This is a genomic window from Staphylococcus sp. Mo2-1 (genome assembly GCF_046721385.1).
Classification (GTDB): Bacteria; Bacillota; Bacilli; order Staphylococcales; family Staphylococcaceae; genus Staphylococcus; species Staphylococcus equorum_A.
Genome location: NZ_JBEUUK010000001.1, coordinates 1,188,691 through 1,203,171 on the forward strand (window position 1 = coordinate 1,188,691; position 14,481 = coordinate 1,203,171).

10 protein-coding genes, 5 pseudogenes and 1 other annotated feature are annotated in these 14,481 nt (G+C 33.9%); all 15 genes and pseudogenes read right to left on the bottom strand.

Features of this window, described 5'->3' with window-relative positions; genetic code table 11:
* Positions 1-37: 37 nt before the first annotated feature.
* The 15 genes and pseudogenes from ABLV95_RS06005 to mreC all read right to left on the bottom strand — a co-directional run bounded on the left by ABLV95_RS06005 (position 38) and on the right by mreC (position 14,232).
* Entirely contained in the window at positions 38-556 is a 519-nt protein-coding gene (locus ABLV95_RS06005; protein WP_021339119.1) for an adenine phosphoribosyltransferase, read from the bottom strand.
* 12 nt (positions 557-568) lie between these two features.
* Positions 569-2,851: pseudogene (recJ, locus tag ABLV95_RS06010) on the bottom strand (single-stranded-DNA-specific exonuclease RecJ).
* A gap of 318 nt (positions 2,852-3,169) precedes the next feature.
* A pseudogene (gene secDF / locus ABLV95_RS06015) lies at positions 3,170-5,447 on the bottom strand (protein translocase subunit SecDF).
* A gap of 361 nt (positions 5,448-5,808) precedes the next feature.
* A complete protein-coding gene (gene yajC / locus ABLV95_RS06020; RefSeq protein WP_002507416.1) occupies positions 5,809-6,069 on the bottom strand; it encodes a preprotein translocase subunit YajC in 261 nt (86 codons plus the stop codon).
* An 18-nt stretch (positions 6,070-6,087) separates the two neighbouring features.
* Positions 6,088-7,227 carry a tRNA guanosine(34) transglycosylase Tgt gene (gene tgt / locus ABLV95_RS06025; protein ID WP_427704293.1) on the bottom strand — a complete coding sequence of 380 codons (1,140 nt, stop codon included), beginning with the start codon at positions 7,225-7,227 and terminating at the stop codon, positions 6,088-6,090.
* Between the two features lie 20 nt (positions 7,228-7,247).
* Complete coding sequence (gene queA / locus ABLV95_RS06030; RefSeq protein WP_460876621.1) at positions 7,248-8,273, bottom strand: tRNA preQ1(34) S-adenosylmethionine ribosyltransferase-isomerase QueA; 1,026 nt, start codon at positions 8,271-8,273, stop codon at positions 7,248-7,250.
* 2 nt (positions 8,274-8,275) lie between these two features.
* Positions 8,276-9,279: pseudogene (ruvB, locus tag ABLV95_RS06035) on the bottom strand (Holliday junction branch migration DNA helicase RuvB).
* A gap of 30 nt (positions 9,280-9,309) precedes the next feature.
* Positions 9,310-9,912 carry a Holliday junction branch migration protein RuvA gene (gene ruvA, locus ABLV95_RS06040; protein WP_427704288.1) on the bottom strand — a complete coding sequence of 201 codons (603 nt, stop codon included), beginning with the start codon at positions 9,910-9,912 and terminating at the stop codon, positions 9,310-9,312.
* A 12-nt stretch (positions 9,913-9,924) separates the two neighbouring features.
* Positions 9,925-10,380 carry an ACT domain-containing protein gene (locus ABLV95_RS06045; protein ID WP_040762881.1) on the bottom strand — a complete coding sequence of 152 codons (456 nt, stop codon included), beginning with the start codon at positions 10,378-10,380 and terminating at the stop codon, positions 9,925-9,927.
* Positions 10,381-10,391: 11 nt separating this feature from the next.
* A pseudogene (gene obgE, locus ABLV95_RS06050) lies at positions 10,392-11,688 on the bottom strand (GTPase ObgE).
* A 135-nt stretch (positions 11,689-11,823) separates the two neighbouring features.
* Positions 11,824-12,105 carry a 50S ribosomal protein L27 gene (gene rpmA, locus ABLV95_RS06055; RefSeq protein WP_460872701.1) on the bottom strand — a complete coding sequence of 94 codons (282 nt, stop codon included), beginning with the start codon at positions 12,103-12,105 and terminating at the stop codon, positions 11,824-11,826.
* Between the two features lie 11 nt (positions 12,106-12,116).
* Positions 12,117-12,438, bottom strand: a pseudogene (locus ABLV95_RS06060) (ribosomal-processing cysteine protease Prp).
* 2 nt (positions 12,439-12,440) lie between these two features.
* Positions 12,441-12,749, bottom strand: coding sequence for a 50S ribosomal protein L21 (rplU, locus tag ABLV95_RS06065; RefSeq protein WP_065338186.1), 309 nt, complete (start codon positions 12,747-12,749; stop codon positions 12,441-12,443).
* 13 nt (positions 12,750-12,762) lie between these two features.
* Positions 12,763-12,836, bottom strand: a sequence feature (ribosomal protein L21 leader region).
* Positions 12,837-12,865: 29 nt separating this feature from the next.
* On the bottom strand, positions 12,866-13,390 hold the full coding sequence (mreD, locus tag ABLV95_RS06070) for a rod shape-determining protein MreD (RefSeq protein WP_427704287.1): 525 nt from the start codon (positions 13,388-13,390) through the stop codon (positions 12,866-12,868).
* The gene (gene mreC / locus ABLV95_RS06075) at positions 13,390-14,232 is read right to left on the bottom strand and encodes a rod shape-determining protein MreC (RefSeq protein ID WP_285323317.1); all 843 of its coding nucleotides are present in this window, start codon (positions 14,230-14,232) and stop codon (positions 13,390-13,392) included. The genes mreD and mreC overlap by 1 nt, the downstream gene beginning before the upstream one ends.
* Positions 14,233-14,481 lie beyond the last annotated feature (249 nt).

A 14,481-nucleotide genomic window follows, 5' to 3' on the forward strand; every position in this document is an offset into this window, starting at 1 on the left:
CATGTCTGAGCTTCTTTTGTTATATTACTTTTATATTTTATTCGTCGTATGAGATTAAACTCATTACGTCGTAATCTTCTATTTTTTCAATACCGTTAAGATATTTAAGTTCAATGATAAATGCAATACCTACAACGATGCCACCTAATTGTTCAACAAGTTTAATTGCCGCTTCAATCGTTCCCCCTGTAGCTAATAAGTCATCCGTAATCAGCACACGTTGACCTGGTTTAAGCGCATCTTTATGCATTGTTAACACGTTTGTACCATATTCTAAGTCATATTCATAACGAATTACTTCTCTTGGCAATTTACCTTCTTTTCTAACTGGCGCAAAACCAATACCCATTGAATACGCTACTGGACAACCTATGATAAAGCCACGTGCTTCAGGTCCAACTATAACATCTACATCACGGTCTTTAGCATAATGAACAATTTGATCTGTAGCATAACCAAATGCTTCACCGTTATCCATAATTGTTGTAATATCTTTAAAGTTAACTCCAGGCTTTGGCCAATCTTCTACTTCCGACACATACTGTTTTAAATCCATTCAAACTTCCTCCTATTTATCTACCAGTTCAGACTTAATCCATTGCTTTAAATTATTAAAATCTTCATAAAGCAACATTTTTTCAACTTCAATTCTTTCTAAACGACCTTGATAATACTTACTCGATTCAATGGCTTTCTTAGTAGAGTCGCTATTTATCTTAATTATACCATTTTCATCTTTGATAAACTCTAAATCTAGGAAAACTTTCAAGATGAATTTAAGCATACTAGACTGTATATTTAAGTATTGGCAAAGTTGCATTCCATCTTTAGCTAAATTAGTTTCCTTTTTCATAGCTAACGCTTTAAAGCATTGTTTGAACGTTTCCATTTTTGGCATGCCTTCGAAATAAATCGAGCGTTCATGATTTAAAACAAGATAAATTTGTGAAACTTCTACGGTTTTCAAAGTATCTTTGATTTCTTGTATAGAAGCGGGCAAATCACGAAAAACATATTTATCATAATTTTGCTGAATTTCATCACCATAAAAGTAATAATTTTCGCCTAGTTTTTCACTTTTTTTATGAATAAGGTAAGCTACATCCGTTGAATTTTGCTCAAAGCCACTCACTTTACTTTTACTTCGATAATCAAGAATTTGTAAATTATTACTTGATAAGTCTTGTATCATGAATTGAGGTGATTGAAAACCATTCCATTCATTAATTTGCAATGTACCAATACAATTAATTGGTTGTTGTTCCCCTAATTCTTTAACAAGGTGCCCATTTTGCCAAAAGATAGCCTGTAATTGACTTTCACCCATTACGAGTTTGAGATGTTTCTGTTCTTGGCCAATCCCTTTTGCTTGATTGACAATGACATCTTGTAATTCAAAGCATGGACTAGAAAAGTCTGTGCCAAAAGGACGTAATCTTTGAATATCTTGAATGTTTTTTATTGTAATATCAGCTTCTGAAATTTTAACGTCTACTTTTTTACGTGGCTCAAGTGATGTTGTTTCAGCAAGTTGAGTCATCCAATCATTTAATTCTTGTCTCAGTGTTTCAATGTGTTCTATTGGCATCGTCACACCTGCAGCCATATGATGACCGCCAAATTTTGATATTAAATCACCATGTGCATTCAAAACTTCGAACATTGAGACTTGCGCTATACTACGAGCTGAGCCTTTTGCATGGCCTTGCGCCTCATCGATATTTAATATAAGCGTTGGTAAACTATACGTTTCTACAACTTTAGATGCCACGATGCCTAAAACACCTTCATGCCAATTGGGTTCAGCTAATAATAAGAATTTAGCGCCTTGTTGTACTTGTGCTTCAGCTACTTGTAATGCTTCTTCAGAAATTTGTGCAACGATATCTTTACGTTCTTGATTAAAGAATTCGACCTGTTCAGCTAGAAAATCTGCTTCTTCATCTGTTTCAGCCATTAATAATTCTGCAGCAAGCGCAAGCATCTTCTAGTCTACCTACTGCGTTTAAACGAGGGCCGATGATAAAACCGATTGTTTCTTCATTAATTTCATCACTGTAACCAGACTTGTTTTAAAATCGCCCTTATAGATGGTGGACAATGATTGTTAAGAACTTCTAATCCTTTTTGAACTAAAGTTCGATTTTCATCCGTTAAAGAGACTAAATCAGCAATTGTTCCTATAGCAACTAAGCCAAGGAAATATGCAGGTGGTTCATCCAATAAATTCTGTGCTAATTTATAAGCTACGCCAAGCACCACATAAGTATTTGAATGGGTAATCAAATTCCGGATGCATTGGATGCACAATTGCATAGGCATTAGGCATCGTTCTACCAATTTCATGATGGTCTGTCACAATCACATCAACGCCTAAATCTTGTACCATTTGTATTTCTTCATGGCCTTGTATGCCATTATCTACAGTAATAATGAGTGAAATCTCTTCTTCATAAGCATTTTTAAACGCCATTTCATTTGGGCCGTAACCTTCAGAGAAACGATTCGGTATATACCAACCTACGTGTGCGCCTAACTCTTTTAACGTATTTACGAGTATAGTTGTAGACGTTACACCATCTGCATCATAATCACCATATACTAAAATCTTTTGATTTTGGTCTATCGCCAAATTAATGCGTTCGACAGCTTTAGTCATATCGCTCATTAACAATGGATCATGTGTGACTTGAGTGCCTTTTAACAAATCATCAATTGATGGTTTATCAGTTAAACCTTTACTTTCTAAGATTTTCTTTACAATAGGAGTTAGCTTTAATTCTGATGAAACTTCCTCTGTAATCTCAGTTTCTGGTGCGTTAACATCCCAAGTATACTTGGATTTAATCATACTATTCTCCCTCATTTCCACAAGCAATTATACAAAAGATATTCGAAAATAAAAAGTACTTACATTTAAACAAGACTTTCTATTATATTTATAAAACGAATACCATGTTTTTAAAAAATTCACAAATACATCTTAACATGAAAAGTAATCTACTTTAGCTTATTAACTATAATTCGTATTTAAAATTACTTTATTTGTTAATACCTTTTAAAATCATAAAAAAACAGCCCGAATTTTTAATTCGAGCTGTTTCACTTTATTTGAAATGTTTTAGTTATAATTGACACTAGAATTCAAAGTACTTACATCCTGTGCAAGTTATACTAAGATTTTTTCATCATTTGATTTTTTCTCTTTATAAACGACAATCTTATGATCGTCTGATTTTTTAAGTTGACGTTTCTTCATAATGCCCCATAACGGTACTGCGATAAATACAGATGAGAACACACCTGAAATCAGACCGATAAGTAATGCTAATGAGAAATTAAAGATACTTGGTGAACCCAATACTAGTAACGAAATAACTACGATAACTACTGTTAAAACTGTATTAATAGAACGTGTCATTGTCTGACGAATCGATCTATTAACAATATCGTCTATTTGAGATTTTTTCGTAATCACTTTTACTTTGTGTAAGTTCTCCCGGACCCTATCGAATGTAACAATCGTATCATTGATAGAGTAACCTATAATCGTTAATACTGTCGCGATAAAGGTAATATCTACCTCTAATCTAAATAAACTAAATACAGCAACAATGATAAACGCATCATGTAGTAGTGCCAGTACTGATGATAGTCCCATACGCCATTCAAATCTAAATGTAGTATAGATAATAATACCAATAGCAAGCATATATAAGTGCAAACATGGCGTTTTTAGCAAGTTCTTGACCAATCACTGGTGAAACTGTATTGACTGTTGGATCATTACCAAACTCATTATCTATAGTGCTCTTAATTTTAGCAACTTCATCTTTAGATAAATCATTTTTAAATTGTACAGTAGCATTTTGACCATTTTCACCAAGTGAAACCTGAGTCGGTTTGAAATCTTTATCTTCAAGTGTTTGAGTCACTTTTTCCTCTGACACTTTATTTTCAGATTCAAAATCAACTCTCGTACCACTTGTGAAATCAATACCTAAATTCAATTTGAAAATGAAGAGAATGATAGCACCGATAATAATAATAAGGACACTTAATGATAACAATGGCTTAGCCAATTTCATAAAGTCCCAACGTTCATATGGCGTTTTCAAATCATGGACGTCTTTTTCTTCATTGATATTATAGATTTCTTTCTTATTTACACCAAATAACCAATATGATTTTTTGAAGTAATTAGATGACACTAGTAATGATAATAGCCATCTTGATAAGAACACTGCTGTTACAAAGATCATTAAGATACCGATGAGTAACATAGTTGCGAAACCTTTAACTGAACTTTCACCAAAGAAGAACAACACTGCGGTCGCAATCACAGTTGTTAACTGTGCATCGACAATGGTTAAGAAAGAACTCTTATTCGCTTTTTTATAAGCTTGTTTGAGTGTCCGTCCAATTTTGAGCTCGTCTTTAATCCGCTCATACATTATAATGTTCGCATCGACAGCCATACCGACACCTAACACTAAGGCTGCTAAACCTGGTAATGTAAGTACACCAGATATAAAGTTAAATGCTAGCATTGTTAAATATATATACGCCGTTAGCGCAATAATTGCTACTAAACCTGGCAAACGGTAGAAACCTAACATGAATAGATAAATTACTGCAATACCAATTATAGCAACAAACACTGTTTTATCTAATGCGTCTTGACCAAACTGGGCACCGACTGAATTAGAATAAATCTCATTTAAATCTACTGGTAAGGAACCTGCATTCAATAAATCAGCAATTTGTTTTGCTTCTTTGATGCCTTCTTCACCATTAAATCCACCTGAAATTTCAACACTATCAGAATTAATCGGTTTATCTACTGAAGCGACTGAAACGAATTTCGGATCTTTTTTACTCACTTCTTTATGGTAAGAATCACCTTTTTCGTGATCTAACCAAACAACCATGACGTTTTCATCTTTTTTCGAAATTTCTTCAGTTACTTTTTTGAATTTATCACTATCTTTTAATTTGAAAATAACTGCTGGTTGATTCGTATTCTCTTTAAATTCTTGTTTTGCTGAACCTTGCTGGATATCTTTACCAGTCAATTTGATATTGTCATCCGCATCACGAATTGTTAAATTTGCTTGTGATGATAAGACCTCTCGGGCTTCAGATTGGTTTTTAACACCCGCAAGTTGAACACGAATTCTATTTTTATCTTCGACTTGAATTTTTGGTTCGGAAACACCTAAGACGTTGACACGGTTTTCAAGCGTTTTCGCTGTTGATTTAACCGCTTTATCGTCAATTTTATCATCTTTTTGTAAAGGATCTACTTGATATAAGACCTCAAATCCACCTTGCAAGTCCAAACCAAGGCTAACGTCTTTAACTACACTCTTATAAGTAAATGCCATAGCTCCCAACAACAGACCTACGAGCACTATGAATGCAACTATTCTACTACTCTTCTTCACTTGAACACCTCATTGTAAGCTTATGTTATAAGAATACTTGATTAAATCATTTTAATGCAATTTTATACAATCTATACTTTCTTCTAAACGACCTTATTATCTTAACATATTACAACGTGTGTAAAAACTAACTCAACTATTTTGTATTCATAACTTAATTGTAAGCGTTATTAACTTTTTAAATTATTACAAAAATATTACTCGTTTATACGTTAAGTTATGATTATATACTAGGTCATTTTAAATTATAACACTATATCAACATATTGTTTAAGAAAGTATATATGATTTCTATGAATGTTTCAGTAGAATATGTTAATAAAAAAAGAACTGATATTTTCATATCAGTTCTTTACTTTATTTATGAAGGATCAACTTGTTTTATAGCAGGTTTTTCTAAAGTAATTTCAGTACCATTGCCATTTAAAGTTAATACTACTGTAGTTTCATCTACTGCACGAACAGTACCTTTGATACCGCCGATTGTAGTTACATGTTGGCCAGAACTTACTTGGCTAATCATTTCACGATGCTCTTTCGCTCTTTTCTGCTGTGGTCTGATTAAGAAAAACCACATTAATGCTAATAATAAAATTGGTAATATTAATGAAGTAAATTGCATTATTTTATTTCTCCCTTGTTAAAAGTTTTTTGGGTTGTCTACATTAAGTCCATACTGTTCAAAGAATTCTTCTTTAAAATCAAGAAGACGATCTTCACGAATAGCTTGTCGTACATTTTCCATTAATTTTAGCAAGAAATGTAAATTATGATAAGTAGTAAGACGAATACCAAAAGTTTCTTCTGCTTTAATTAAATGTCTTATGTAAGCTCTACTATAATTTTTACAAGTATAGCAGTCACAATTTTCATCAAGTGGTCCAAAATCTTCTGCATATTTAGCATTTTTAATAGTCACTCGTCCATGTGAAGTCATACAAGTACCGTTACGCGCGATACGTGTTGGTAGTACACAGTCAAACATGTCTATACCTCGAATACTACATTCAATTAATGCATCTGGTGAACCCACACCCATTAAATAACGTGGTTTGTCCTTCGGCATAAATTGTTCTGTGTGTGTCACCATATCGTACATCACTGGCTTAGGCTCTCCTACAGACAAGCCACCTATTGCATATCCTGGAAAATCTAAAGCAACTAATTCCTCAGCGCTTTGTTTTCTAAGATCTTTATATTCTCCGCCTTGTATAATCCCAAACAAAGCTTGATCATCAGGTCTCTTATGTGCTTTCAAACATCTTTCAGCCCATCTAGTGGTTCTTTCAATAGAATCTTTCACATATTTATATTCGGCAGGCATAGGAGGACATTCGTCAAATGCCATCATAATATCTGAACCTAAATCATTTTGAATCTCTGTAGCTTTCTCAGGACTCAAAAATAACTTCGATCCATTCTTATGATGGCGAAACTCTACGCCTTTTTCAGTAATATTTCTCAAATTACTTAAGCTAAATACTTGGAAACCGCCAGAATCAGTCAGTATAGGACCATTCCAGTTCATGAACTGATGTAAGCCCCCACTCTTTTTGATAATATCATTTCCTGGCTGTAACCACAAATGATAAGTGTTCCCTAAAATGATTTTCGCTTCCATTTGATGTAATTCTTCTGGACTCATTGTTTTTACAGTTGCTTTTGTACCTACTGGCATAAACATCGGCGTTTCAAATGATCCGTGCGGTGTGTGTACAATACCTAATCGAGCACCCGATTGCTTACAAGTTTTAATATGCTCATACGTTACTGCTGGCATATAAAATCTCCTTTCATTCCCTAAATAATTAACATTGCATCTCCGAAACTAAAGAATCTGTATTCTGATTTTACCGCTTGCTGATATGCATTTAAAATATAATCTCTACTACTAAAAGCAGATACTAGCATAACAAGCGTTGATTTTGGTAAATGAAAGTTTGTAATTAAACCATCAATTGCCTTAAATGTATAGCCTGGGAAGATAAAGATATCTGTCCAGCCACTTTGAGCTTTAAATACCTCATTCGTTTGCATAATCGTTTCTAGTGTTCTAGTTGATGTCGTACCTACAGAAATCACACGATGTCCTTTAGACTTGGTTTCATTTAATAACTCTGCTGTTTCTTGGTCCATTTGATAATATTCACTATGCATTTCATGGTCGTCAATATTATCTACACTTACAGGTCTAAATGTACCTAAACCAACATGTAACGTAATAAATGCAATGTTAATACCTTTTGCTTTTATACGATTTAATAATTCATCAGTAAAATGTAACCCTGCTGTTGGTGCGGTCGCAGAACCAGATGCTTTGGCGTAAACAGTTTGATAACGATCTTGATCGTCTAAGCGTTCTTTTATATAAGGAGGTAAAGGCATCTCACCAAGCTCATCTAAGCGCTCTTGTAATATGCCCTCGTAATGTAGTCTCATTATACGACCACCTTGGTTTAACTCCTCAATACATTCAGCAACTATCTTACCGTCACCAAACGTTAATTTATTACCAACCTTAATTCTTTTTGCAGGCTTTAATAATACTTCCCAATCATTACCAGAGATTTGTGTCAGCATTAGCATTTCTACTTTTGCACCGGTTTCTTCTTTCAAACCAAACAAACGAGTCGGCATTACTCTTGTATCGTTTAATACAAGCGTGTCACCTTTATCTAAGTAATCAATAACATCTTTAAAATGTTTATGTTCAATATCACCAGTTTGTCTGCCAAGAACTAATAATCTACTCTCATCTCTGTTTTTCAGAGGTGTTTGTGCTATCAACGCTTCAGGCAAATGATAATCAAATGCTTCAATATCCAAACTTATTCCCTCTTTCCATTCTTGCTAAAATGTTCAAATGCATAAGGTGTCGCTTTCCGTCCTCTTGGCGTACGCTCAATAAATCCTTTTTGAATTAAAAAGGGTTCATATACATCTTCAATTGTAATGCGTTCCTCTCCAATAGAAACAGCAATCGTATCTAAACCAACAGGTCCACCTTTATACTGTCTGCAATATACAATTCATCATTTTATGATCAATGTAATCTAGCCCTTCATCATCTACTTGTAATAACTGCAGAGATTGCTTTGTAGTATCTATGCTGATTGATTCATCTTCTTTCACTTGTTGAAAATCACGTACACGTTTTAACAAACGATTGGCTACCCTTGGCGTGCCGCGACTACGTTTAGCTAATTCTGTTGCACTTTCCTTATCGATAGACGTACCTAATACTTCTGCGGTACGCACAATGATTTCTTCCAATTCAGGTTCTTCGTAATACTCTAATCTGAGATGAACACCGAATCTATCGCGTAAAGGAGCTGTTAAACTACCTGCTCTTGTAGTAGCACCTATTAAAGTAAAAGGTGGCAAGTCTATACGAATACTTCTCGCTTCTTCTCCTTTACCAATAACGATATCCAAGAAGAAATCTTCCATTGCAGGATATAATACTTCTTCAACAACACTACTTAACCTGTGAATTTCATCAATAAATAAAACGTCTCCTGGTTGTAAACTAGAAAGAATCGTTGCTAAATCACCTGGTCGTTCTACGGACGGCCCAGAAATCGTTCTAATATTCACTTCCATTTCATTCGCAATGATGTTAGACAAAGTCGTTTTACCTAATCCAGGGGGACCAAATAATAGGACATGATCTAACGGTTCTTGTCTCATTTTAGCTGCTTTAATAAACACTTCTAAATTCGATTTAATCGCTGATTGTCCAATATATTGACGTAACCTTGCTTGGTCGTAAAGAAAGTTCAAATGAAGTTTCCTCTTCATGTACTGATTGGTCTACCATTCTATCATCCATTACATTCCCCCTTTTTAAATATAGTAATATTTATGATATAAGTAATTGTAACCCTCTTTTAACTGCATCATCGACCGATTCAAATGATTCTTTAGTTAATGTTTTTTCGACTTTAGTCAATTCACGTTTAGAATAACCTAATGCTTCTAATGCTAGTATTGCTTCATTAACAATTGCAGTTGCACCATTACTATCAATTCCCATGTTTAATAGCTGACTGCTATCTACTTCGTTAATCTGTACTTTACCTTTAAGGTCCAATACAATTTGGCGCGCAGTTTTTTTACCTATTCCAGGGAATTGTGTTAAGTAAGCATCATTTTCGTTCTCGATGGCAATTTTGACGTCATTCGGAGAACTACTTGCTAAAATTGCTAATGCAGATTTCGGACCAATACCAGTTACTTTTATCAAACTTAAAAACATATCTTTTTCTTCTTGATTTATAAAACCATAGAGCAACTGTGCATCTTCTCTTACGATAAGTGAAGTGTGAATCACGACTTCTTGATCCATTTGTTTTTGAAAACGATAAGAATTAGGTGTTTGAATCTCGTATCCTACACCTGATGCTTCAACTACTACATGCGTAGGATTCAATACTGTTAATGTGCCTTTAATATATGCGTACACGTTTACACTTCCTTATATAGTCATACTAATTAATTCTACTTTAGAAATATGATCAATAATTTTTAAAGCTTCCATTACATCATCAATTTCCAAATCCGTGCCCTTGGCATCTAATGAAAGTGTGATTGTTGCTCTACCATCCATTGGAATACTTTGGTGAATTGTTAACACAGATAACTGTAAACTAGATAATGTATTTAATACTTGTGCCAACATGCCTACAATATCATTGACATACAATATTAATGTAAACTCTCTCGTTGATTCCATCTTTTCATCTATCGGAAATATAGTATCTCGATATTTATAAAATGCACTTCTAGATAAATCGAACTGTTTGACTGCTTCAAATATGGACAATGACGGATCGTTTTTTAATACATCTTTAATTTTTAAAGTTTTTACAACTGATTCTGGTAAAACATCTTCTCTAATTAAATAAAACTTTTTATAGTCTTTTTTGTCCAAATTAAGCACTCCTATTCAACAAATTCAAATTCTCCACCAAGTATTCTTACAATATCACCATTTTCACAACCACGTGCTCTCAACGCCTCATCAATGCCCATAGAACGCATTTGTCGTGCGAATCTACGTACTGCGGGGTCGCTATTGAAGTCAGTCATCTTGAACATTCTTTCGATTGCTTTACCACTTACAACGTATGCGAGCATCATCATCTCTAGTAATTGTGAAGTTATCTTGACTCGGCGTATGTTTGTACAACACTCTGTTAACACCCAAGTCTTCCTCTTCTTCTTTACTAAAGTCAATGTCTTTTACTTCTTCTAATTTATCTGCAATTGCATATAAAAGTTCATCTATATGATCATGCATCACTGTAGATAAAGGAATAATATGAATACTATCATCATTCAATTCTTCTTTGAAAATTTCTAAATTATCTTCAGCGTTTGGCATATCCATCTTATTTGCTACAACGATTTGAGGTCTCTCTTCTAAACGATGTTCATAAGCACTTAATTCTTCATTAATTACTTTATAATCTTCGAATGGATCGCGACCTTCAGAGCCACTCATATCAATCATATGAACAATAACTTTTGTTCTCTCAACGTGTTTTAAAAATTGATGCCCTAATCCTACACCTTCAGACGCACCTTCAATAAGACCAGGTAAATCTGCCATTACAAAACTTCTTTGATCTTTTGTAGAAACAACACCTAAGTTAGGTTTAATTGTAGTGAAATGATAAGCACCAATTTTCGGTTTGGCTTTAGATACTATTGAGAGCAAGGTAGATTTACCTACACTAGGAAAACCTACTAATCCTACATCGGCTAGTAATTTTAATTCTAATGTAACTTCTATTTCTTCACCTGGTTCTCCATTTTCACTAAAATCAGGTGCAGGGTTTCTTGGAGAAGCGAAACGAGAGTTACCTCGGCCACCACGACCACCCTTAGCTACAGTTGCACGTTGACCATCTTCAACTAAATCTGCAACAACTTCTTCTGTTTCAACATTTTTCACAATTGTGCCTGGCGGCACTTTTAGAACTAAGTGGTCTGCATTTTTACCATGCATATTACTCGTTTGACCAGCGCCACCTCTATTAGCCTTGAAATGTGTTTGATATCTAAAGTCTAATAAAGTTCTTAATCCTTCATCAACTTCAAATATAATTGACGCACCATTACCACCGTCGCCACCAACTGGACCACCAAATGGAATATATTTCTCTCTACGGTAGGCTGTTATACCATTACCGCCATCACCTGCTTTAAGTGATATTTTAACTTGATCGACAAACATGATTTCACCTCTTTTTCTAAAAACTTAATTTCCATATCTTTTATATTATATCATTATCTTGCCTACTAGAAAATAAAGACAAAAAAATTAACACCAGAAGTCATAACTTCTGGTGTTAATGGTGACAAAAACTACTCAGCTGCTTGCGTAAACAGAAACTTGTTTTTTGTCGCGACCTTTACGTTCAAATTTAACAACGCCGTCGATTTTAGCGAATAATGTATCGTCGCCACCACGACCAACATTTTCACCAGGATAGATTTTAGTACCACGTTGGCGGAATAAAATTGATCCACCTGTAACGTATTGACCATCAGCACGTTTAGCTCCTAAACGTTTTGACTCAGAGTCACGGCCGTTTCTTGTAGAACTTACCCCTTTTTTAGATGCGAAGAATTGTAAGTTTAATTTTAACATTGGGTTGCACCTCACTTATAATTTAGTCTGATATTTTCTTTATATTCTTCTTCAATTGTTTGCAATGATACTAACATTGCCTGAAGAATTAATTGCGCTTTTTCATTTGTAGCATCGACACTTCTTACGTGGAAATGTCCACCGTCATCATTGTAATCAATGTCTGGTTTTTCGCTTGTTAATCCCATGATAGCATTAACGCTTCCGAAAATAACTGCGGATGCACCAGCACAAACTATATCATGCCCGTATTCGCCATGTTCTGCATGACCATCCATAATAACATCAGTTACTTGACCAGACTTCGTTCAATGTAACATCAACAGTAATCATAATTAAGCGTTGATTTTGTCGATAGTTAATTTAGTGTAAGGTTGACGATGACCTTTTTTACGTTTTGAGTCTTTACGACGTCTGTAAGTAAATACAGTGATTTTTTTACCGCGTCCTTCTTTATTAGCAGTAGCAGTAACTGTAGCACCCTCAACTGTTGGCGCACCAACTTTAACTGAGTCTCCACCTACAAATAATACTTTGTCAAAAGTGAATGAATCACCTTCGTTTAAATTTAATTTTTCAACGAAGATTTCTTGTCCTTCTTCAACTTTTAATTGTTTTCCACCTGTTTCGATAATAGCAAACATACTTTGCACCTCCTATAATTTTAAGTCACGCCAAATGCAGGTGACATAAATGTACTTGAACCTGAATCTGAGCGGTTGTATGTAGCTATGAACTACTCAACTACTGCATTTTAGCATTAGGATTTCTTACTGTCAATCTTCAATTGCACTTTTCTTAGGAATTTCATAATAATTGGGAATAAAATTGTAAGTAAAATTAAATTTAATATAAATGTAGGTATTAATCTAAATATAATAAAATCTATAAACTCAAAATTAATAAGCCCTAAAATACTATACATAATTGCTACATAAATTTCTAAGAAAACTGTACTCAGTAAAATAATGATAAACAGCATTGTATGATCTCTATAAAATATTTTGAAGAAAAAGTCCATGATGACTACAAATAAAATATAGCCAAATAGGTATAGACCATAAAAGCTGCCGAAATATAAATCTGTAATTAGACCTAATACTACTGATAAAACCAGCGCTACACCAAAACTTCTATACACACTTAGCATCAAAATGTACATGATCGTTAAATGTGGCACGAAAATAATATCTTTATCTCCTATTTGCATTGGTATAACAAGCCCAATTGCAGTATCAATATAAAACAATACAATACCAATAAGAAAGTAGTATAATGCGCGCATTAATTATCCCCGCTTTCATTATCTGGTATTGTTTTTGGGTCTCTTTTAGCAACATAGACGTGGTTTAAGTCTGCTAAACTTGCAGCTGTTTTCACTCTTACTTCTTTAGATAGACCGTACTCATCATTTTCAACCTTAGATACTTCACCTATGTAAATACTGCTAGGAAGTTGATCTGCTAAGCCACTCGTAACAACTTTATCTCCTTTTTTAATACTATCTTTATTATTTATATCTGTAATTACAAGTTCTTCATTCTTAGCATCATAATGATCTATTAAACCAAAAACGTTTTCTCCATCATGTTGAATGTTTACAGACAATCGATTAGCACGTGTGTTCGTTGAGATTAAATCCACTTGAGACGAGAATTGATTCACTTTAGAGATGCGGCCAACTAACCCTTCTGAAGTCATCACAGCCATATTGTTTTCTATTCCATCTTTAGAACCTTGGTTTATAACCAACGTATTCATCCATTGATCAGGATTTCTAGATAATACTGTGCTAGAAATCGGTTCATATTTTGAAATATCTTCAACATCTAATTCTTTTTTGTAAGTTTTATTTTCAGCTTTTAGTCTTTCATTTTCAGCTTCTAATTGCTTTAACTTACTACTTTGTTCTTCTGAACTATCTTTTGCAAAGAGATTACCGATAGATCCTGTTATAAAATGTACAGGATAGCTAACTGCTTTTTGACCAAAAGCAACAGTATCTCCAACATACTGTTCTACTGGTGATTGCGTTTGTGAACGCAAAGATACACCAATTAAGGCTATAAACACAATGATTGCACACAGTATAACAATCAGTTTGTTGTTTTTAAAAAACTTTGACAACCTGAACACCTCTATTAACCAACTATTTTATATTCTTATTACCATTTTATATCACTAGTGTTACGAAATAAAGCACGAACCCTGATATTCCATAACAAAATTTATCCTATATTAAATCAACAGTTTAACTAGATTAAACGGATACGTTTCAAGATTTGATTAAAATGTAATAAATTAAACGATACATTGTATTATAACAATACTTATAGTCAATAGTGTATTAAAAAGTTTTGATTTTGCGAATAGTAA